Annotated in this window: 22 protein-coding genes; 13 read left to right on the top strand and 9 right to left on the bottom strand. The window is 50.0% G+C overall.

The features are described 5' to 3' along the window. Nucleotides 1–5: 5 nt before the first annotated feature. Complete coding sequence (locus tag AC27N8_RS26710; RefSeq protein WP_487071134.1) at nt 6–917, top strand: carbohydrate ABC transporter permease; 912 nt, start codon at nt 6–8, stop codon at nt 915–917. Between the two features lie 125 nt (nt 918–1042). Further along, the gene (locus tag AC27N8_RS26705) at nt 1043–2272 is read left to right on the top strand and encodes a cysteine desulfurase-like protein (RefSeq protein ID WP_487071132.1); all 1230 of its coding nucleotides are present in this window, start codon (nt 1043–1045) and stop codon (nt 2270–2272) included. 211 nt (nt 2273–2483) lie between these two features. Here AC27N8_RS26705 and AC27N8_RS26700 read toward each other — a convergent pair whose 3' ends face one another. From AC27N8_RS26700 to AC27N8_RS26690, 3 genes are read right to left on the bottom strand one after another with little or no spacing between them, the layout of a single operon-like run. Continuing rightward, nucleotides 2484–4424, bottom strand: a complete 1941-nt coding sequence (locus AC27N8_RS26700) for an SHOCT-like domain-containing protein (RefSeq protein ID WP_487071130.1) — start codon at nt 4422–4424, stop codon at nt 2484–2486. 40 nt (nt 4425–4464) lie between these two features. Continuing rightward, on the bottom strand, nt 4465–4839 hold the full coding sequence (locus AC27N8_RS26695; protein ID WP_487071128.1) for an SHOCT-like domain-containing protein: 375 nt from the start codon (nt 4837–4839) through the stop codon (nt 4465–4467). 4 nt (nt 4840–4843) lie between these two features. Next, nucleotides 4844–5203 (bottom strand): DUF2089 family protein, encoded by a 360-nt coding sequence (locus tag AC27N8_RS26690; RefSeq protein WP_487071126.1) that lies wholly within the window; start codon nt 5201–5203, stop codon nt 4844–4846. Between the two features lie 527 nt (nt 5204–5730). On the opposite strand from AC27N8_RS26690, the gene AC27N8_RS26685 reads away from it, so the two are divergent. The 4 genes from AC27N8_RS26685 to AC27N8_RS26670 all read left to right on the top strand — a co-directional run bounded on the left by AC27N8_RS26685 (nt 5731) and on the right by AC27N8_RS26670 (nt 10471). Then, the gene (locus AC27N8_RS26685) at nt 5731–6330 is read left to right on the top strand and encodes an RNA polymerase sigma factor (RefSeq protein ID WP_487071124.1); all 600 of its coding nucleotides are present in this window, start codon (nt 5731–5733) and stop codon (nt 6328–6330) included. Continuing rightward, nucleotides 6302–8458 carry a branched-chain amino acid ABC transporter substrate-binding protein gene (locus AC27N8_RS26680; RefSeq protein WP_487071122.1) on the top strand — a complete coding sequence of 719 codons (2157 nt, stop codon included), beginning with the start codon at nt 6302–6304 and terminating at the stop codon, nt 8456–8458. The genes AC27N8_RS26685 and AC27N8_RS26680 overlap by 29 nt, the downstream gene beginning before the upstream one ends. Before the next feature lie 301 nt (nt 8459–8759). Then, nucleotides 8760–9758 (top strand): ABC transporter ATP-binding protein, encoded by a 999-nt coding sequence (locus tag AC27N8_RS26675; RefSeq protein WP_487071120.1) that lies wholly within the window; start codon nt 8760–8762, stop codon nt 9756–9758. A 5-nt stretch (nt 9759–9763) separates the two neighbouring features. Then, nucleotides 9764–10471, top strand: a complete 708-nt coding sequence (locus AC27N8_RS26670) for an ABC transporter ATP-binding protein (RefSeq protein ID WP_487071118.1) — start codon at nt 9764–9766, stop codon at nt 10469–10471. Between the two features lie 32 nt (nt 10472–10503). Here AC27N8_RS26670 and AC27N8_RS26665 read toward each other — a convergent pair whose 3' ends face one another. From AC27N8_RS26665 to AC27N8_RS26650, 4 genes are all read right to left on the bottom strand, one after another. Beyond that, complete coding sequence (locus AC27N8_RS26665) at nt 10504–10878, bottom strand: MBL fold metallo-hydrolase (protein ID WP_487071116.1); 375 nt, start codon at nt 10876–10878, stop codon at nt 10504–10506. A gap of 60 nt (nt 10879–10938) precedes the next feature. Continuing rightward, nucleotides 10939–11397, bottom strand: a complete 459-nt coding sequence (locus AC27N8_RS26660) for an NUDIX hydrolase (RefSeq protein ID WP_487067937.1) — start codon at nt 11395–11397, stop codon at nt 10939–10941. A gap of 38 nt (nt 11398–11435) precedes the next feature. Beyond that, on the bottom strand, nt 11436–13043 hold the full coding sequence (locus AC27N8_RS26655; RefSeq protein WP_487067938.1) for an ISL3 family transposase: 1608 nt from the start codon (nt 13041–13043) through the stop codon (nt 11436–11438). A gap of 83 nt (nt 13044–13126) precedes the next feature. Continuing rightward, nucleotides 13127–13531 carry an MBL fold metallo-hydrolase gene (locus AC27N8_RS26650; protein ID WP_487071114.1) on the bottom strand — a complete coding sequence of 135 codons (405 nt, stop codon included), beginning with the start codon at nt 13529–13531 and terminating at the stop codon, nt 13127–13129. A gap of 186 nt (nt 13532–13717) precedes the next feature. Here AC27N8_RS26650 and AC27N8_RS26645 point away from each other — a divergent pair, with 186 nt between their 5' ends. After that, nucleotides 13718–14245 carry a GNAT family N-acetyltransferase gene (locus tag AC27N8_RS26645; RefSeq protein ID WP_487071112.1) on the top strand — a complete coding sequence of 176 codons (528 nt, stop codon included), beginning with the start codon at nt 13718–13720 and terminating at the stop codon, nt 14243–14245. Between the two features lie 104 nt (nt 14246–14349). Here the strand turns inward: AC27N8_RS26645 and AC27N8_RS26640 are convergent, their stop codons facing one another. Beyond that, a complete protein-coding gene (locus tag AC27N8_RS26640; RefSeq protein ID WP_487071110.1) occupies nt 14350–15405 on the bottom strand; it encodes a hypothetical protein in 1056 nt (351 codons plus the stop codon). Between the two features lie 25 nt (nt 15406–15430). Continuing rightward, nucleotides 15431–15976 (bottom strand): hypothetical protein, encoded by a 546-nt coding sequence (locus AC27N8_RS26635; protein ID WP_487071108.1) that lies wholly within the window; start codon nt 15974–15976, stop codon nt 15431–15433. 598 nt (nt 15977–16574) lie between these two features. Between AC27N8_RS26635 and AC27N8_RS26630 the strand changes: the two genes are divergently transcribed. From AC27N8_RS26630 to AC27N8_RS26605, 6 genes are all read left to right on the top strand, one after another. Then, on the top strand, nt 16575–17558 hold the full coding sequence (locus tag AC27N8_RS26630) for a toll/interleukin-1 receptor domain-containing protein (RefSeq protein ID WP_487071106.1): 984 nt from the start codon (nt 16575–16577) through the stop codon (nt 17556–17558). An 87-nt stretch (nt 17559–17645) separates the two neighbouring features. Further along, nucleotides 17646–18191: a transposase gene (locus tag AC27N8_RS26625; protein ID WP_487071104.1), complete on the top strand. Its 546-nt coding sequence runs from the start codon at nt 17646–17648 to the stop codon at nt 18189–18191. 414 nt (nt 18192–18605) lie between these two features. After that, the gene (locus AC27N8_RS26620; protein WP_487071102.1) at nt 18606–18962 is read left to right on the top strand and encodes a hypothetical protein; all 357 of its coding nucleotides are present in this window, start codon (nt 18606–18608) and stop codon (nt 18960–18962) included. A gap of 30 nt (nt 18963–18992) precedes the next feature. Next, nucleotides 18993–19151 (top strand): hypothetical protein, encoded by a 159-nt coding sequence (locus AC27N8_RS26615; protein WP_487071100.1) that lies wholly within the window; start codon nt 18993–18995, stop codon nt 19149–19151. Between the two features lie 203 nt (nt 19152–19354). After that, the gene (locus AC27N8_RS26610; RefSeq protein WP_487071098.1) at nt 19355–20653 is read left to right on the top strand and encodes a carbohydrate kinase family protein; all 1299 of its coding nucleotides are present in this window, start codon (nt 19355–19357) and stop codon (nt 20651–20653) included. Nucleotides 20654–20759: 106 nt separating this feature from the next. Continuing rightward, nucleotides 20760–21224 (top strand): hypothetical protein, encoded by a 465-nt coding sequence (locus AC27N8_RS26605; RefSeq protein WP_487071096.1) that lies wholly within the window; start codon nt 20760–20762, stop codon nt 21222–21224. Nucleotides 21225–21253: the final 29 nt, after the last annotated feature.

Here is a 21253-nt window from a genome sequence, read left to right as displayed (position 1 = left end):
TCAAAATGGACATCCAGGCACAACCTCAAGCCCTGACAGCCACAACAAGGCAAGCCTATCAGGCTCGACAGATTGCAGCCAGGCGGCGCGAACAATGGGCACAGATTGCGCGTATTATTGCGATTGTCGTTATCGTAGTGATTGCGCTGGCACCGTTATACTGGACCTTCGTGACATCAATCAAGAGTCCGACCGAAGCAACGGCCTCGCCACCAACCCTGTTTCCACATTCATTCACGCTCGACAACTATATACAGGATATTACAAGTTCGCCTTTCTTTGTGCTTGATCTACGCAATAGCGTGATTATTGCGGTCATCACCACCGTGCTCTGCCTGATCTTTGGTTCGCTCTGTGCTTATGCGATTGCTCGCATCAAGTTCCATGGCAAGACCCTGATTCTCGCCACAGTTTTATCGGTCAACGTCTTCCCGTTCATCGCCATCGTCGGCCCTCTCTTCGTACTCTTTACCGGACCACTCTACATCTACAATACGTATACGGCGCTCGTCATTCCTGATATCGTACTGAGCTTGCCTCTCACAGTCTGGCTACTCACCTCGTTCTTCAGAGATCTCCCGCCAGATCTGGAGGAATCTGCACGCATTGACGGTTGCTCACGCCTGGGAGCACTCTGGTACGTCGTACTACCTCTGACCGCTCCTGGCGTCTTCGCGGCCGCCATCTTATCATTTATCGCCGTCTGGAACGACTTCCTCTTCGGCTTAAACCTGGCAACCGACACAAATGCACAACCAGTCACAGTTGCTATCTCGCTCTTCAATGGTCAATACAGCATCAACTATGGACAGCTGGCGGCGGCAGCCATCATAGTCACCGTACCGCTCGTCATCCTGGTGCTCATCTTCCAGAGGCGCATCGTATCTGGACTGACGGCAGGGGCAGTGAAAGGATAATCCAACGTGTCATGAGATCTTTGCTTGAAGCAAGCATCCGGTGAATGAGCTTGTGATATAATGAGCTATCCCACAACACAGAGAACATAATACTGGTCAGATAGCATATCCAGGAGGCTCCTCGCATGCTCAATATCGAGACGGTTCGGACCCATTTTCCGGCGCTTGCTTCAGGTGAGGTGTTCTTTGACAATCCCGGAGGCACGCAGGTGGCTCAGGAAGTCATCGAGCGCATGCAACATTATTTTCTGCACACGAACGCCAATCATGGAGGCGAATTCCGTACCAGCCAGGAATCAGATGCCATTGTTCTGGAGGCACGCAAGGGCATGGCTGATTTTTTACATGCGGCTCGCCCCGAAGAAATCATCTTTGGACAGAACATGACCTCCTTAACCTTCCACATCAGTCGTAGCATCGCCCGCCTGCTGGAGCCCGGCGACGAACTGGTCGTTACGCGCCTCGATCATGATGCAAACATCGCTCCCTGGCTCTGGATCGCGGAAGATCGAGGATGTCAGATACGCTGGGTCGATTTCCATCCCGAGGATTGTACACTGGATATGCAGGCTCTCGCACAAGCTATCACAGCACGCACCAAACTGGTTGCAGTTGGCTACGCCTCGAACGCGGTCGGCACCATCAACGACGTCAGCCTGGCCGTGCAGCTCGCCCACAACGTTGGAGCTCTCTGTTTCATCGACGCCGTCCAATACGCACCGCATAAAAGTATCGACGTCCAGGCTCTCGGCTGCGACTTCCTCGCCTGTTCCGCCTACAAATTCTTTGGGCCGCATACAGGCATCCTCTACGGCAAATATGACCTGCTCGAAAAGCTTACCGCCTACAAAGTACGTCCCTCCGGTAACCATACACCCGACAAATTCGAAACAGGCACCCAGAGCTTCGAATCCATCGCCGGCATAGTCGGAATCCTCGACTACCTTAGCTGGATAGGCACCACCTTCGGAGTGAGCAACAATTCAGACAGCACCGGACGCGCCAAAGCACTCAAAGAAGGCATGCGCGTCCTCGGAGAATATGAACAACAGCTCAGCCTGGCACTCCTGCAGGGGCTCCAATCCATTCCGGGATTACACATCTTCGGCATCACAGATCCCCAGCACCTCGCATCACGCGTCGCCACCTACGCCTTTACGCTGGAAGGATCATCTCCACAACAGGTCGCCGCCAGACTGGCCCGACAGCGCATCAACGTCTGGAACGGCAACTTCTACGCCCTGGAAGCCATCGAGCGGCTCGGGCTCGATGAGCATGGCGGCGTCGTACGCGTTGGACTCGCTCATTACAACACGCTCAGCGAAATCGAACACCTGATTAACGCCCTCAAGTAATATCGTACATTTACGTACAATACCGTGAACAGAGAGAGAAAATCCTTTCGCCCACGGCATCAACGCTCACCGACGTAGCGGCGCGGCTCCGCCGTGCTGTCTGTGACACGTATGATTCGGCCTGGGTGCGTCTCTCAAGGGAACCCCATGGGCAACAGTGTCATACGAGTCGCAGACAGCACGGCGGAGCCGCGCCGCTACAATATTACGCTCAGCTTCCAAGGGCCTCCAGGAGCATGTCTCCTTCTTCGGGGCTGATGCGGCCTTCGGCGATCATGCGCAGGATGGCTTCTCGTTCTTGTTCGATGTTGACAGGTTCTGATGGGACATCCTCTGCAGCTTCTTCTGGTGCAGCTGGTACTTCGGGCTGTGAACGTTCGTCAAATGGTTTCGCATAAATGTCCGAGGGATCAACTGGAAATGTGGGTGGCGTCGGCGGCATCGGCGGAACCGGTGACGTAGGTGGTGTCGGCGGTGTCGGCGTCGTCGGCGGCATGGGAGGGCGATTCAAGTTGATGTTCTTCAGCGCTTGCTCGACGGCTTCCATGGCTCCCTGGACACCCTCAGTGGCGGCTCGCTGGGCTTCTTCGACGATACGATTGATGCGTTCCGGGTCCATACGCCATTCACGGTCGTTCATGCGAATATTGAGACGCATATGTTTATCTTGAGCTCGTCGAGCTTTCTCTTCGGCATGACGCGCCTGCTCTTCTGCTTTGTGACGCTGCTTCTCAGCTTTCTCTCTGGCCTTGCGCGATTGCTCATCTCCGGCGTAATAGTCGGGATTGATATGAATAGATGATGCCACGTCACTGAAGGCGGCACTCAATTCAGAGCCGAGATCGCGTCCCATATTGCTCATTTCGCGTCCAAACTCGGCCATCTCGCGACCGAAATCATCCCACCAGATGTTGCTATTGCTGCTGTTCTTTGGTCCTTTGTCGCTACGCAGGACGAGATCGCCTCCGACGATCAGTTCCAGACGAGCAACTCCCTCGCCATAAGTCAGAGTGGCGCGATTGCCCAGCTGGCTGGAGACGATGGCCCGTCCACTGATGTCTCCTCCGACAAAGGCCTGGATGGTCAGGTTGGGCTCCGAGGGCAGGATGATGCTGGCATCTCCACCTACATTGAGATGTGAGACACTGTCAGGAGCAAATTCTGCCTGCAAGTGCACATCGCCTCCGATCTTACCGGCATCCACTTGTCCGCGCACATTTTTAAGGACAGCATCGCCTCCGACAGTACTAAAGCGAACCTCGCCACCAATATCTGTCAGAACGAGATCGCTACCAACGGTTTCGATGCGGACACTTTCCTGGATCGCTCGGATGTTGGCATCGCTACCAACGTGCTCAACAGCGACTTTGGTAGCTCCCTGGATGGTCAGGTCTTTTCCCACGCTCCTGATGGCTATCTCCGCCTGCTCGCTATTCGTGACACGGAAGTCATGACCGACATGCCGGACAGTCAGTTGGCTAACGGAACGCACTAACAGGTCTTTGCCGACGTTACTCAGCACAATTACACTCTCACGCAGTCCGGCGATCTGACAATCATCTCCGACGTTGTCACATTTCAGCGTGTTAATGTCCTGAACATTAAGGTCGTTTCCGACACTACCAAGCGTGGCCTGCTCAATATTCTTCAATTGGAGATCATGGCCAACAGAGAGAAGATCAACAGTTCCAATTGCCGTCAGTGAGGTATCTCCGCGCAAATTGTTTCCTCCCTGCATGACGGCAATATCGTTCGCGCTCAGATCTCCATCAACATCGTTAATAGAGACAGTCCCCTGAATATTGCTCAGATTAGCATCGCCTTTGATATGATCGATGGTGACGTCGCCTTGAATGGTTCTGAGCACGAGATCGTCATGGACGTTATGAATCTCAACTTGCTGCACATGATCAATCCCGACGCTCTCTTTGAGGTCTGAGGCGCTGATGATCGTGGAGTAGGGCACCTTGATAACCAGATCCTCATCACAATCATCGATGAATAAAATGTTGTCCCGTGGCTGAAGCTGCTCAATCTCGTCGGAGCTAGTGAGCTCTATCGTGGGCTGATCCCAGCCATGAATCTGGAGTTCGCCGTCGAGGTTACTAATCTGGATACGTTGCACCGCGCCAGCGTCAAATGTCTGTCTCATTGATATTTCTCCTCATTAATAGATAGAGTTTTCGGTATATTTATTCTACAAAGACTTCTAAGCGCTCACCTTGTTCCATATCTTGTATGTCTAAGAGACGTCCGGTACTTCCCTCTTCAACGGCGCGTAATACATCCTGGATCGTGCCAGCGTTCAACTGCGGCAGCAGATAACTTCCAAGACGGACGCTCAATTTAAGTAGATGTATCGGCATGCTGGCGATCACATTTTTTTTCTGCTGGTCGGTATGCAGACTGGTGGCTCGAATACGCAGTGTACGTTCACGTACAGGTTCAGATGGTCGATCTGGAGCCACATCGAGCGCATCAAAGAGTTGAGAAGCTTCGCTTGCGCTCACCTGTCCAGCCTCTATCAAGTATAAGATGCGATCGCGCTCCTCTTTAGATAGCGACATACAGCTAGCCTTTCAATAATTTCATTGCCTCTTCAACGCTGATCTCTTTTGCAGCCAGCTTATCAAGCACCACGCGTCGATCGACGCGCCCATCAAACTCGGGCGTGCCGCCCAGAGCCGTCACAATATCATCGAGACGACTCCGCGCCGTGTTATAGGCCACGTTGCGCTCGGCAGCCAGTTTCTGGATATTGCCACGATATTTCACCAGCTGCTCTACAAAATCCAGCTGCTCACGTGTCAAGCGACCAATCCAACCAAGACTAAAGCTGCCCTCAATCTTGATCCCGCTCGCCGGACATTCCAGGCGCGTCACGATAAGCTCTTCTCCGCTTACGGGATCTCGGGTGATTAATGGATGCATATGCATTCTTCTCCTGTAATCATTGACTTAAAAATTCCATATCCGCAATAACCTACGAACAAAATTTGCCATACCATCCAGCACATTTTTCTCTATAGACATCATGTTACCATAACTATCCGCAAAAATCAACATATAAATGGCGAATATTCACAAATATTTGTAGATAATTGTCATTCTCATCGATGAGTCATCTTCAGCAGCAGGCAAAAGAGCGCTGATGGCAGAGGATGGATAGGAGAATTCAAGCATGATAGGACGTCTTTTATAAGGGAGTATATATTTTGGTGAAGATGGTATTCATTTTATGCCTGTGTTTACGTCTTAGAAAATCAGGTACAATGATAACTTTCTATTGCTGGGAGTGTGGGGATTTGGAATTTTGGATCACGCTATGTATGTTTATATATAAATGTTGAAATACTCACAAAAAAGAGACGTTTGATAGCATCAGGACCGCTCATCTATCGTAGATGATGCATGTGTTGATCATCGCTCTGTTTCTGTACAGTGAAGGGAGTCCGGCAATGTATCCGCATCTTCCTGATGATATCCCTCTTGAGTGGTTGGTGAGTGAGGCTCGTCGTGGAAATCAACAGGCGGCCGATCAATTGTTTTGCTTATTTTATCGCAAGATTTGTCATTTCTTCCTGCGAGATCTGCACGTAAGTGTGGAGATGGCTGAAGAACTGGTCCAGGATACATTTGAGAAAGCGTGGCGCAAGCTGTCGACGTTACAGGATTGCTTGCGCTTCGAGAGTTGGTTGTATACGATTGCTCGTAACGTCGCCTTCGATTATCTGCGGAAGCTCAAACGCCATAAGCTTCCCACGCCACTCGATCCTGATTTTGACCTGGCCGATGGGGCTCCTCAGGTGGAGAGCCTCGTGCTGGCAGAAATGCATATCCGCGAAATGTGGGACGCGATGCCTGCGAAGCAGCGCGAGTGTCTGTATTTGTATTATATGGAGAACCTGACAATGCCAGAAGTTGCTATCCGTTTACAGTTGGGGGCTGATACGGTAAAAGCATATATCAGTAAGGCGCGGGTCAAGCTGCGCGAGGGTCTGTATTCTTCAGAGGAGGAGGAGCGAAGCCATGTCACGTCAAAACGAAGCAGAGCATGATCCGCAGGAGGATGCATTTATGCATATGATGTGTGATCGATGGGCGGACACGTTGGCGTTGACACGGGTAGAGCATCTCTCAACAGATGATCGGAGCTCCTTTGAGTATCATCTGCGCTCTTGTCCGCGCTGTCAGCAACTGGTAAAGCAGTATCGCGTGGTGGATAGCTATTTCTATGGCTTCTTGCTGGCTGAAAATATGCCAATCACAGCCAAAGCCCCACGGCTTCCGGCCGGCCTGCGGGTGAGAGGACGCTTCTACTCTTTCTGGGAGAGACTCCAAAAGCTCTCAGGACAAGTTACGCAGGCTCTGGCTCGTGGCTTATCTTTGATCTTGCAGGGATCGGGTCTGGCAATTCTGCTTCTGCTTCTCAGCGGCGATATTTTTGCAACCGAGCTTGAGATCCATCTGATGCCAGTAGCGATATTGCTCCTGATCCTGGCATTTACACTCATCCTGTGTGGCACACTGAATCACCATTATCGCTTGCGCAGCGCCACACAGGAGTATTGGCAAGCAACATCCTCAAACAGCATCGACAATCAATCCGTCCTCTCCTGGCGCGAACTCTCATTACCCATGGCGGCCATGACTCCTGATATGCTTACCTCCAAACCCCAGCGCTATCAGAAGCGCCCGCGTCGACTGAGCTGGCGCGATCGCTGGGTCTGGATCGCCACCCTCTGTTTACTATTAATCATCTGTATTGTCACCCTCAGCTGGCTGCTCCCTCCAAACACATCCAGCGCACCGCTTGGAGGCAATGATCCAACCGGAGCCCCGATCGGCATCAGCATCAATGGCAGTAAGGTATTTGACACCAGTCGACCCGACGGTGATATTAAACGCGAATCCGCCAGCAAAATGACAACAGGCGATATCAAAGGTGCTCAAGCGCTCTGGAAGCAAGCCCTTACGCTCGATAGCAGCGACGCTGAGCTTTTAATCTATCGCGAAAACCTGTCAGTAACTCAAACCCATCGCCCCTCATACATCCTGGTTGTAGGCACTATATTTTCGCAACAACACATCGGCGGTGCCCGCGATGTGCTTCAAGGAGCCTACGTCGCACAAAAAGAATACAATGATCAGGCATTAAAGTCCGGACAAACACTGCTACGCTTGATGGTTGCCGCAACCGATATTGATCCAGCAAGCCCGCAGATCGTCGCGCAACAGGTGGTACAGGCGGCGCATAAAGATCCCTCAATCGTGGGAGTGATGGGATGGTCAACCAGCTCAAGCGCAATAGCCGCATTAAAGATACTGCAAGCCGCAGGCATCCCCATGGTCTCTCCGACCGCCTCAAGCGATAAGCTTACAGGCATCTCAAACGACTTCTTCCGCGTAGCTCCAACCGATACACGGCAGGCGGCACTGGCGGCCCAATACGCCAAAGAGGTCATTAAAGCTAAACGCGTCGTGATCTTCACCGATCCGGAGGATTCGTACAGCAATAGCCTGGCTCAAGCTTTTATAAAGCACTATCAGGATAGCACACATCAGATTATCCACGCCCCATTTATTTACATCATTGGCATGCCCAGCAGCATCGCGGATCAGATGGAGTTCGTCCTCCAACAAAAGCCCGACCTGATCTACTTCGCTGGCTATGTCAACGAAGCCAGTTCAGTACTCACCCATCTCCCACCATGTCAAACCCAGGCACAATGCCTCCTGGTCCTTGGCGGAGATGCCCTCGATGTCCAGGGAGATTATTCGCTCGATGCATTTAAAAATTATGGTCGTCTACGCTTTACAGCCTTCGCATCCGAACAGCAAGCCCAACCTCTCCATCAGCAGTTTTTTGCCGACTATAGCAAAGCCTTTGACCCCTTGGGCCAGTATCGCGCAGAATCGTACGGCTATAACGCCACCGACGCCGATGTTATTCTGGGTTATGACGCCACATCGGTACTGATTCAGGCCAGCGAACAGCTACAGAAAGAAGGCAAGCAAGCACTAACGGCACGCAATATGCAGACGATGTTACGACAGATTACCGTCCAGGGAGTAAGCGGTACCATCCACTTCGATAGCAATGGAAATGCCATCGACAAACCGATTCTGATTCTCAGAGGTAATGATAATGGCCATCCAACGATAGATACTTCTCTGCATCAGTAACATCGTACGCTTGGCACGAAATATTATAGAGATAGGGAGAAACCCCCTTTCGCCCCGGCGTCAACGCTCACCGACGTAGCGGCGCGGCTCCGCCGTGCTGTCTGTAGCTCGTACGACCACATTGCCCATGGGGTTCCATTGAGAGACACCCCCAGGCCGAATCATACGTGTCACAGACAGCACGGCGGAGCCGCGCCGCTACATCATCTCCAGTGCAATGATTCTTGACGGGGTATCATTCATTATCATATAAGATTATTTTATCTGGCTTTTGGGCGAGACATAAGGAGTGAGTATAAGTATGCAGGATCCTATCGTGGTATGCGATAATCTGGTAAAAATCTACAAAGTTGCCGATCTGGAGGTGGTGGCGTTGCAGGGACTTGATCTGGAGGTGGCACCCGGTGAGGTGCTGGCGATCGTGGGAGCATCGGGCTCGGGCAAGAGTACGTTGCTCAATATTTTGAGTGGCCTGGATTCTCCAAGCGCTGGCGGCTGCTTCGTCGATGGCAATGATCTGACCCATATTGGACAGGGACAACGCATCAATTATCGTCGTCACGTGGTTGGACAACTCTGGCAGCAGAGCGGTCGTAATCTGCTACCAGAGTTGAGTGCGCTGGCGAATATTGAGCTTCCTCAGATGCTGAGCGGCGTGAGTTCCCGTCAACGGACACGACGCGCTCGGGAGCTCTTAGATCTGGTGGGACTGGCAGAGAAGGCAAAAAAGATGCCTGGACAACTCTCGGGTGGCGAGCAGCAGCGCACGGCGATCGCCGTAGCGCTCGCGAACAATCCCAGGATCTTGCTGGCAGATGAACCAACCGGCGAGCTGGATTCGGTCACGTCAGGAGAGATTTTTGCGCTCTTTCGTCGTCTCAATCAGGAACTGGGCCTGACAATTATCACTGTGACCCATGATGCCGCTATCGCAGCTGCAGTGGATCGCACCATCGCGATCCGTGATGGACGCACCAGTACTGAAACGGTGCGCCGCGATACGACATTGGAAAAGCTTGAGGCTCACATGTCCAGCGGGAGCGCCGTGATCGGACTATCGAGCATGACTCATCGTGAGTCGGTCCTGATCGATCGTGCGGGCCGCTTGCAGCTCCCCAAAGATGCCATTGAGACGCTCTCTTTTCATGGCCGCGCAGAAGTACGCGTGCTGGCCGATCATATCGAGCTGTGGCCCACTCAGAATGGGGGAAACGGAAACGGTATCAATGGGAATGGTACAGCGACACAGATCACGAAATCCGATCCAACCACATATGCTGAGAGTTCCAGCGAGGAGTAAGCGAGATGCATCCAGTAGTTGCCACCGAAACCATCGTCGAAGCGCATAATATCACACGAGATTATCCATCGGGAGAAGGTATCGTCCGCGCCCTGCGCGGTATCGATCTACTGATCCGCTCTGGAGAATTTGTCGCCTTACGCGGTCGCTCAGGCTCCGGGAAGACCACGCTGCTCAACATCCTGATCGGCCTGGATAGCCCAACCACAGGCAAAGTGCTCGTCCTCGGTCATGATCTGGCCTCTATGAACGAAACGGAACGCGCTCGCTTACGCCGCGAGAGCGTCGGTATGATGTTCCAAAACGCTCATCTTTTCCCCTCGTTGACCGCTCTGGAGAACGTTGAGATCCCCTTGCGCCTGTCACGTATGCCGTCCGCTCAGCGCAATCGGCAAGCACTCGACGCACTCGAAAAAGTGGGTCTGGCCAAGCGAGGCAAACACCGTGGCATGGAACTGTCAGGAGGCGAGCAGCAACGAGTCGCGCTGGCACGAGCCCTGGTCCATCAGCCACGCTTCATCATCGCCGACGAGCCAACCGGCAACCTCGACTCGCTCACAGGTCGCGATATAACAGCACTGTTACGCACCATCTCGCATCAAAGCAGCATCGGCCTGCTCATCGCCACCCATGATCCAGTCGTCTTCAGCGCCGCCGATCGTCTGCTCCAGATCCAGGACGGTACGCTCTCCGAAAACCCTCCCACGGCATAGAAAAACGCTCCAGACATTCAAATAAACATTATTTATAGCAGGAACGAGAGCAGATCATATCCGACGTGCAAGGTGCCAGTATATCCTGCACGCCGGGCCTGCTCCTGTATCTGATCCTGATCGATATCTCGATAAAGATGAGAGCAGATGAGCCGCTGCGCCTGCGTGGCACACGCGAGCTCAACGATCTCTTGATCGCTGATGTGGCCAGCATCGATGATGCCAAGATCAACATGACGTAAGAAGTCGATCTCCTCCTGATGAAAATAAGAGTCGCCGGTGATCGCATACGTCTTGCCATGCCAGTCAAAGCGTAATCCATGATTGCCAGCAGGTGGCAGGCTGAGAAACTCGAAGGGGAATCCTGCGATGACGATCCGCTCTTCAGTGATCTCGTGGACAAGCACACGAGGTTCTGGGACATATTCGGTGTGCCTTTCGACCTTTTTCTTGGGAAGACAGAACAGTTACCGTGAGAGAGCAGAAGAGAACGAGCGTTCTTGCTCAGTCGCGATGTTGAACAGTGATTGCGCTATTTTCGTCTGTCCCCACGATAACAGTGACAAAAAGTCTTTTGGGGTGGCGAGTGTTCGACGAAGTGTTTCAAACTGGGGATGAAACGGTTCCAGATGGACCCGTGCCCAGAAGCGCGTCTGATAATATCGAGTCAGCCCAGAGGGGGCTGAAGGATCGTCAACTTGCTGTGCACCCAGATAGGCAAGATGCTCGACAATGGCACAAGCCTCTTCTCGTACTTCGCGCACCAATGTTTGCTCAATGGTCTCTCCTCGCTCTGGATGACCACCAGGAAGGGACCAGGTTCCCTCTTCTCCTGCGATTAGAATGATCAATCCATCATTGGTGAAGCAGAGGCCACTGGCCTGAGTGATGAGTGCGCATGGGGAAGCGTTCGTGAAGCACTCCATGTCGTTTTGAGGGTGCGTCCCTCATAGATGGTATCTTCTCAGGCCACTTCCGCCGTTGTTTTTGAACGGAATACATGCTTCTGCGTTGGATGAAGCAGCACACGCCGTTGCAGCAGTGGAAATCCAGCTTGCCCATACGAACTACGTTTGATCCATTTTACTTTATTGACGAACCCCTCAACCATCCCATTGCTCCAGACCAGATTGCATCCATTAGCAACGGCCTCTGCGTCATCGGCGAGCCCATCGACAAATGCAATCAGTTCAACAATCCCGCTGGCCCGCACGGCGGCTTTCCATTGCTCCAGTCGCACCTGCCCCTCACGTTTTCGGAGCAGGCGGCCAAAGTCCTGCGCAAGCTTGAACACGACAGCGATGGTCTCATTGCTGTGGATGAGCTGATCCAGATAGGCCGTTTGTTCCCTCGTGCGGCTTTGTGTGGGTCTCACCATCATTAGTGCAACCCCTCTAGACGATGGAGGCTTGTCCCAGATGATGGTCTGTTTCGAGACAGGGTGTGCTCCTTTGGGACGAAAGGGGAGCAACCGCATCTGAAGGGTTCTCTGTGTCCCTGTATATCCCTGATCGACAATTTCCTTGTACAACTGGGAGACGTTATGGCATCCCTGGTTCCATCGTGAAGTCAGGTAAGAAAGGTAAGGGTCAACAATGGAAGCAGAGCGAGATCGTCGTCGCGGAGGTGGAGGTGTTTCTTGTTCAAGAGCGCGATAGACCGTGCTCGAACTGACTCCAACTGCGTGGGCAATCTGCTCTTGGTGATATCCTTCTCGATACAATTTCCAGATCCGCTTATGAAGACTCACTTGCTGGCGATGACGAGCACGGCGCTCTTGTGCGACTTTTTCCGGCACCACAACCCTTTCAGCAGGACGTGCCTTTCCTGTGCTGCGTTGCGTCGCCTTTTTGAGCACACTTTCCTGCTTGCGAAAGAACTTCTCCAAAGCTTCAGCAAAGTTCTTTTGCAAGTGAAAACGATCGGTCACCTGTTTGGCCTGAGGAGCGCCCTCAGTGGCAGCGTCACGGAAGATTTTACCGCGATCGCGTGAGACCAGATCAATTTCGGGGTGCGTGCGCAACCACGTTTTACTCGTTTCCACCGAACGGTCTGCTAACAACTGCACGACTCGTCTCTTTTCCAGGTCCACGAGGATCGTTCCGTACGTATGGCCTTTCTTCCACGCCCACTCATCGATACCGACCTTGTGCACCGAGCTTTCGCTGGGTAGGGGAAGCTGCAAGACGCGACGGATGATGGTTTTGGCGGTCGTGGGTATTCCAAAGGACGAGGCGATCCGCGCAGCATCGGCTCCATTAGTGGTCACTCCTAGCGATTGAAGAGCCTCGATGAGCCGATCGGTCATCCGAGCATAGCGCTGGACCACCTCTGGGAAGCGCTCGGCAAAGATCCTTTGGGAACAGGAGACCTCACGGCAGATCCACTTGCGCACCCGTAACTTGAGCATGAGGCTTCGCCCGCCAAACGCGACATCGCCAATGGTGCGCACATAGCGACTATGAACCCGAAAGCCGGGCGTTCCACATCGTGGGCAAAGAGCTGTTGGCGAAGTTGCAGAAAGATGGACAATGATGGTCTGATTCTGGATCTCGATGGTCTCAAGGCTCACTGTTGAAGGAAATGCAAAAACAAAGGAAAGATCGATGGAAACGCCTCCAGATGACTCAAATGATGAGAACTACTGCTAGTATATCACAAAGCCAAGCCGACCGGCACACCGAATGTGTCCAAGAGCCGCACACGATAATGTGATTGCTGGAAGCTTGCAGCGCCAAAGATATCCATGAGACCGCCCAGCAGCTTTTGGACTCCGAGCGGCCCGTAGATGTGCAGATCGCTCTGACGCGGATTTCGCTGCGACCAGGCTCCCGCTTGCAGGATCGCAATCAGGTCGGAGATATGATCAGGATGAAAGTGCGAGACGACGATGTGGTTGAGTTGATGATGCTGGATACCTGCCTCCAGAAGTCTCTGCGCGACGCCATGACCGCAATCAAAGAGGATTGCAGTCGTCTCCAACTGTATGAGCACACTGGAGGCTCGTCGCTCATGCTCAATCTGACACGTCCCTGTACCCAATAAAGTAATGCTACTCATGCTAAAATATCTACCTCGCGGTGTACTAAATTAACAATTGATTTATCTTGTGGAAAGTGTATCATTACTACTGCGTAGACATATCTCAGCGCGTAGCTATCAAGGTATGCAGATACAGGCGCGATGGCATGTAGAGCTTTTTTGATCTCAGATGATGGGTCTCTGTAGGCAAATCGAGAGGATTTGATGATGTTTCTGACAAAGCCAACTACTCAGTATAAAGCTAGTTTCCTGGAAGCGTTGCATGAGTTTCAACAGGATGGCGAATTTGTGCAGTATTCTCTGCGTTATGTCACAGCCGATTTTGATAGCTATGTCAGGAGCCTGAACCGATCATACGATCGTTCCATACAGCCTCCAGATTACGTCCCCGCCACGCGTTATTGGCTCATCGAAGGTGATCCGCAGACAGGGATTTATGTTGGCAACCTCACTGTACGCCACGAGCTCAACGACTTCTTGCTCAAGGTCGCCGGACATATCGGCTACCAGATTCGCCCCTCATGGAGATGTCAGGGATATGGGAAGCAGATCCTGGCGCTGGGACTCCAGAAAGCACGGGAGATAGGAATTACACGCGCTCTTGTCACCTGCGACGAAACAAATATTGGCTCAAAAAAAGTCATCGAATACAATGGAGGGCAATTTGAGAACGCTGTTTATGTCGAAGGCTCTCCGGTCAAAAAGCTACGCTATTGGATTGATATCGCCTGATTGAGGAATTTACGAGAAGGGCACTTTCGTAGAAGAACCTGGATGTTTTCGATGGAGAGATGAAAGATACTGCGCTGCTATTCATCTCTCCATTGAGAAGTGGTTTAGTTAGGTCTGGTGGTCGTAGTGGTGGTACGCGTGGGTATGGGCTGGCTACTTGAGATAATTTTGTTGATTTCTACTACGATTGGATCCACGGCGGTCTTTGTCAGTGGCAGATCCCGGTTTTGTCCCGTCTGAGCAGCCGAACGGATACGCTCCGCAATATAAGCGGCTGCTTGATGCGTGATACGCAGGTTATCCGAATCGTTTTTCCAGGATTGTAGTCGATTGAGCAGATTGTTGAGCGGGATGGCAATCGACCAGAGTACATCACCCTCATTCAATGAGACACGGGCGGTATAATCCCCATTGGCAACGCGTGCATGCGCTTCGGCGATACGCTCCAGGCCATCTTCTAACTGACTTTGTTGCAGTAGACGCTCTTGCTCATGGTCCGCAATTTCTGTTTGCAGAGCGACAATCTCTTCGGCACGGTCAGCGCGGCGGATGGCCGTCAGCAGATTACGCACGATAGCATAGACAATCACGGCAACCATGATCTGGATAATAATTGGCAGCACGATCGCGATGGCGACGGTATTCATGGTCTGATATTGGATCTGCCCCCCGGTACTATAATAGGTCTTGGTATTCAGGTTGAGTGTACCAATGGCAATAATAAACAGGCTACTACACAAACCAGCAATGAGTGCGGCAACAGGTGGCATTAAAGCTCCTGCTAGAATAATCGAGATGGTAAAAACGCTAAAGAGCGGAACAAGCTCTGAGTTGAGTGGGCTGGTAATCAATGGGCCAGCGACGACCAGAAAAGTAATAGCAATAATACAAGCGGCGGAAAGTCTCTGCCGTCCCGCACGGCCCATAAACCAGGAAATAATGAGCAAAATGATCACGCTGATGCCATCGGGTCGCGCTGAAGGACTCTTCGTCGAAAAAAATATCATGAGTGGCGCGAGCGGTATAAAGATACAAATAATCAGCAAAAGCAGACGCGCCGTCAGCTGAGCATAGCGCTCCTGCTCGCGGGCAGCCGGTGCATCTGACGGTAGACGCGTGGGAAGAGAAACACGATACCACCATCCAAGAAGACTTTTCATTACATTTTCCTTTCTCAAGAGACTCTTATTCAATCAAATCGAGCTCACGTAAACGAGCCAAAGCGTCATTGATCTCTTTGGGAGACAGGCGCAACTGCACTTTGATATCCTCGCTACTACGCCGCCCATTGATCATCGTGAATACAGAGCGGAGAAGTAAACGCTCCTTTAACGGAACATTTTGCAAAAGGGACGTATCGAGTGGTCTCTTCTGTCGCAGCGGAGCTGCATACCAGGCGCTGCCCGCAAAAGATGGCGACATAGAAATATATGGCGCGGATCTTGGCGAAAATTGTGTTGGAGAGGACAGATTATATTTGTCCTCATGCGGTTCCAGTGCCACCTGCCATTGATTACAGGCCTCAATCCGTCGAAACGCCGTTTCCCCCGTCATTTGGACGCCATCTGGAAGAAGAAGCACACACTGCACAATCTTGCCGTATTTAAGCACAATAGACCCTCTGGCTACCTTTCCAGACACATTTAATTCAGTGGTCAACTCACACGATTGATCACAGAGATATGTCAGCAACGTTGACAGATCCAGAAAATAGGTCTTTCGATCACGCAATTATCAGATCCTCATTCCCCCGCTGGCACATGTTATTAAGTGGCTCACAGACTAATATCACAACCTATCCGGGATATCCTATCCCAAACCTATCTCATCCATGAGAAGAAAAAGCCCCCCCATTTTCTCATCTTCCTGCACATTGGGCAATTTTAGATAGGAAAAGTATACACGAATAATCACAGAAGCGAAAGAAAATAGGAATAACTCAACAGATGGCTTACTTTGGTACCTATTACCATTTCAGGAAAAAAGCCACAATCTAAAAATATTCAATTGAAATTGTATAAATAGAGAGCTACATCAGAGTAGAAAGAACAAGAAGAGCGCTTGAACAGCACTCCCATAGTAGAACACAATGTATTAGCATCTGTTACCCCGCTTCGAACAGAACTTGGTGATAGAAGCAATTTTCTACTTCTTTCTCTCTCTATGTCACCCAAGTATTTTTTAAATAGATAAAAATTCCATGCTTGATTACCTGAAAGATTAAAAAAACCTATAGAAAATCAGATAAATGTATAGTAAAATAAAGCCACAAATCAAGCATAAATGGCTAGCTATTATTAAGTACAACATTTATAAGGGACAAATATCTATGTTCTCATCAGAAAAGTTATGTGAAGGCAATATTTATAGTCGAAGAGATATAGGTAAAATATTTGAGACCCAGGATGCAACAATAAATACAGGAATATTCCCTTTGCCACATTATCATGCTATTTTACTCTTTATAACTGAAGAAAAGACAAACGATAAAACTCAATATACTGATCTTCTTGAAGGAGATATTCTTTTCTGGGATGGGCAAACCAAAGGACTTAAAGATAAGATTATCATTGAGCATGAAAAAAATGGCGTTGAAATTCTTGTATTTTATCGTAAACATAAAAATGAGTATGAACAGTACGGATTTAAATACGAGGGACGTTTTCGTTATGTCAGTTATACAGGCTCACAACCAGCTCATTTTGTTTTACAACGGGTTAGCCCAGCAGGAACAATCTCTCAGACAGAGGAAACGAACACAGTAGAGCAGAATACATCGAAGATTGCAAATACAACAAACACTCCCGATCAAAACAGAGAGACACATTCCCCCGAGAAGTCACTTAAAGTTATCTACTGTTACGCTCGCAAAGATAAAAAATTTCAAAAAGAATTAGATAACCACTTAAGCAGCCTCAAAAGGGTATATGAAATCAATAGCTGGTTTGATGGTAAAATTGATCCGGGAGCAGATTGGCAAAATGAAATTGCCCTTCATCTCAATACAGCTAATATCATCTTACTTCTTATCAGCTCAGACTTCATAGCTTCACAGTTCTGTTATGAGATCGAAATGCAGCGAGCAATTGAAAGGCACAAGCGAGGTGAAGCCTGCGTTATTCCAATTATTCTCCGCCCTATTCTTTGGCAAGATACGCCATTGGGTGCAATTCAAGCATTGCCTCGTAATGGATTACCAATAACGGATAAACATTGGGGGCGTGCCGATCACGCTTATCTTCAAATAACGAAAGAAATCAAAGATGTGATTGAACGACAATTTGCTTCTCTCATTTATGCCAAACATGATTAGTCTTTGACCTTTCCGCTTTCCTCTCACAATGGGGCTATAGAAATAATATGTAGCCATTAGTCATATCAAAGAGAGGAACAAAACACATTGCCAAACAACCACAAACAGCCAACATTTAAGCCCTATCAATCCATACGCCTTGCCAATTATGACTATCGATCTACGGGAGCATACGCTATCACCATTTGTGCGTTGGATCGCTACCTGGAAATTTTGCATGTACCAGCGTTGAATGCCATTCTCACACAGGAATGGGAACAACTCCCCCAACGTTTTGCAAGCGTCACATTAGATACATTTGTCATAATGCCAGACCATTTGCACTGTATCATCTGGAATAATTATCAGGTAGAAAATATCCAGAGTATCATCAACATCATGGGTGATTATAAATCATTAGTAATCAAGGCATGGTTAAAACACCTCAAAGCAACCGGAGAAAATTATCCAGGCAAGATATGGCAAAAACGCTTCTATGATCACGTCATCCGCCATGAAAAGGATCTATATGCCCAACGAGCCTACATGCTAAATAATCCTCATAAAGCTGAGATAAAGAATAAGCAAAAAGTAGAAAAACATGTATGCAAATATGATTCGTGTGGGCATATCCCCTTTCCTCCTCAAAAATAAATACCTTCTAAATTTATTAATTTTAAAATCGTAAATAACCTAAATGTAGCACAGGGGTTTTACGCCCCTGTGAGTTACCCGTGCCACTCATGTACCATGTTCGGCTCCCAGCGCCTTCCTGGCAATATGATCAATGGAGGGACTTTAACGCAATGGAAGCTCACAGGGGCGTAAAACCCCTGTGCTACATTTAGGTTATTTATTAATTAAACAGGTATCTCTGCGTTAATTTGAGGTTACGATTTCCAAATAGCGAGCTTTGGAGATAATCATCATCGAGATGAGCGGGACTTTTTGGATACGATGCAACAAATCCATGCACAAGACGTAATCTATATACAGATATATCAACTTTTTTGTCAAGCATCACTAAAAACCCAAAAAATCCTTCTAATATCAAGAGGAGTGCAAAATATGTACAATCGCTTACAGGCCATCCGAGCGGCGGTATTTGGCATTACATTTAGTTTCTTTTGCCTATTTATAGGCCTCATAGGCGAATTATCTTTTTCTACTCTATTAATAGGCTGTATAAGTCTGGCTTTATTTACTTTGTGCGTGACATGGGCCAGATTAAAACCGAACGCCATCTATGGTGGTCTCCACAGTGTTGTCTGGTTTGCGGGCATGGCCATCAGCGGGTTCTTTAACACACCACTTCCATTTGTGTTGAGCTTTTTAGTCTCAGCTGCGCTCTTTATCAAGATTGATGACATCCTCTTATTTCTGTACAACCTGAGCACCCCTATATTCACCTTTGGCAATACATGAGCTGCCCCCAAGCAAGCTCAGGAGGAGCCAGTGAGGCCGTTCAGTCAAGCGGCTGGCTATCAGGAGGGTTATCAGCCGCAGAGGCCGGGAGGATCATCATATCGAGGGGACGAGCCAGCAATGCCTTATCAGGATCATCTTAATCCCCAGGAGGGGATGCAGGTTCAGTATCCCGAGATGATGCAGTAAGCCCCGATCTGTACTCTGCTTGCCTTTGGAGGGGATTATACTGTGGCGGTATGTGATGCGGATCAGGATAGGGGCGATGGTGTATGCTAGATATAGGACTTTTGTCATTGCTCTACGGCGTTGTGGTACAATCTGCCTATCCTTTAAGGAGATTTGTACAATACGCTGAAGCTCAAATGAAAGTACATTGAGGGCAATCGAGCATGGACGATTTAGAGCAGAACTCTGATGATGCGGGTAAGATAGAGTTGACGCAGCAGCCACTGGAGGCGGCGGAGGAGGTGGAGGCAGTTGTGGCCGGGCATATCTGCCTGGATATTATTCCTACGCTCAGAGGTGATGATATATCTTTTGCTCCTGGACGCTTGATCGAAGCAGGAAAGGCCATTCTCGCGACCGGTGGTCCAGTCTCGAATACCGGCCTGGCATTACATAAGCTTGGTATTGGTACGCGCTTGATGGGCAAGGTGGGCGATGATCTGTTTGGACAGGCGACACTTGAGGTAATTGAGTCGTTTGGACACGGTCTGGCTTCGGGGATGGTGATTGCTCCTGGCGAAGCAAGCTCGTATTCGGTGATTATCAATCTGCCCAAAACTGATCGTATCATCATTCACGCTCCCAACAGCAATGATACCTTCGGAGCCGATGATATACGCTACGATTTTCTGGAGACTTCTGGTCTTTTTCACTTTGGCTATCCTCCTTTGATGGCCCATATGTATCAGGACGCGGGAGCAGAGCTGGTGGATCTCTTTAGACGTGCCAAAGCCTGCGGTGTGACGACTTCGCTGGATTTCTCTCTACCTGATCCTGATAGTGAGGCCAGTCGTGTTGATTGGCGTCAGATTTTGAGTGCGACCCTTCCATATGTCGATGTATTTTTGCCTGGTGTAGAAGAAATGTTACAGGTATTGCAGCGTCCCTTATTCGATAAGCTTTCGAGTAAGGGGGGTAGCACTGGTCTGCTCGATCTGGTAACGCCCGAGATAATCTCTGAGATGGGTAAGACGCTACTGGATATGGGGACAAAGGTGGTTGGCCTGAAGGCTGGACATCGTGGCTTATATCTCCGTACGACCACAGTCGAGAAGTTGGAACATATGGGACGCGCTCAACCAACGCAGTTGCGCACATGGGCTGAGCGTGAGCTCTGGGCTCCTTGCTTTACCACCCAGGTTGTCGGCACAACCGGTGCTGGTGATGCAACGATTGCGGGCTTCCTGCTCGGTCTGATGCGCGGAATGACTCCCGTGGCAACGCTTTCAGCAGCCTGCGCGGTGGGAGCCTGTAGCGTCGAAGCCGCCGATGCGGTGAGTGCGATCAAGAGCTGGCCTGAAACACTCGAGCGGATCGCTGCTGGTTGGCCTCGCCTGCTCTTAAAGAGCAAGCACAAAAAATCGCCATTGGATATGGCATATGCTGGTTGGCAGTGGAATGAGCGCTCTGAGGTCTGGTCTGGACCAAATGACTCTTCTTATGCAATCAAAAAGGAACTTTGATCGTCGCGTCTGGCAGTGTCACTTACTCTAGACGCTAGCACGTATCCATGCTATCATGGTGTTCAATCATACTGTGTGGATTACCTGAAGAAGGGAGTTGTGCTTTATGAGCACTAACTTGTTTCAGTGGCTCTTTACTGATCCTGTAACAGCGGGATCAAACGCAGGACTTTCGGGAGCGGAAACCTTTCACTATCTGTGGCCCTGGCTTATATTTTGTCTGGCCGGGTTACTGATCACCTTCTATTATTCGGTCGAAGGTCGCAAACGCTTCGTCAAAAATCGGCCACTGATCAAATATATGTTGGATCGTTATTTAGGCTGGTTTGCCGTGATTTGCTTTATCGGCTTACCCTTGATTGGTGCCCGTGTCGCCCTCAATGACTACTTTTTTGCCTGGCGTGCCTGGCGTTATCTCTGGTTATTGGCACTGGTCGTCTGGGCCGTCGTCTGGCTTGTCTATGCCATACGCAAGTATCCAGCCGAGCGAGCAGAATTTGAAGCCTATCAGAGACGACAACAATACATTCGCAAAGGCAATAAACGTAAATTACGTACAGCATCCCGCTAACCAACAGTACTCACTGTGACATACCATAG

It is taken from the genome of Dictyobacter sp. Z7_2 (assembly GCF_057551105.1).
Note: the sequence above shows the minus strand (reverse complement) of the source record. Positions and strands in the feature narration are given on the sequence as shown.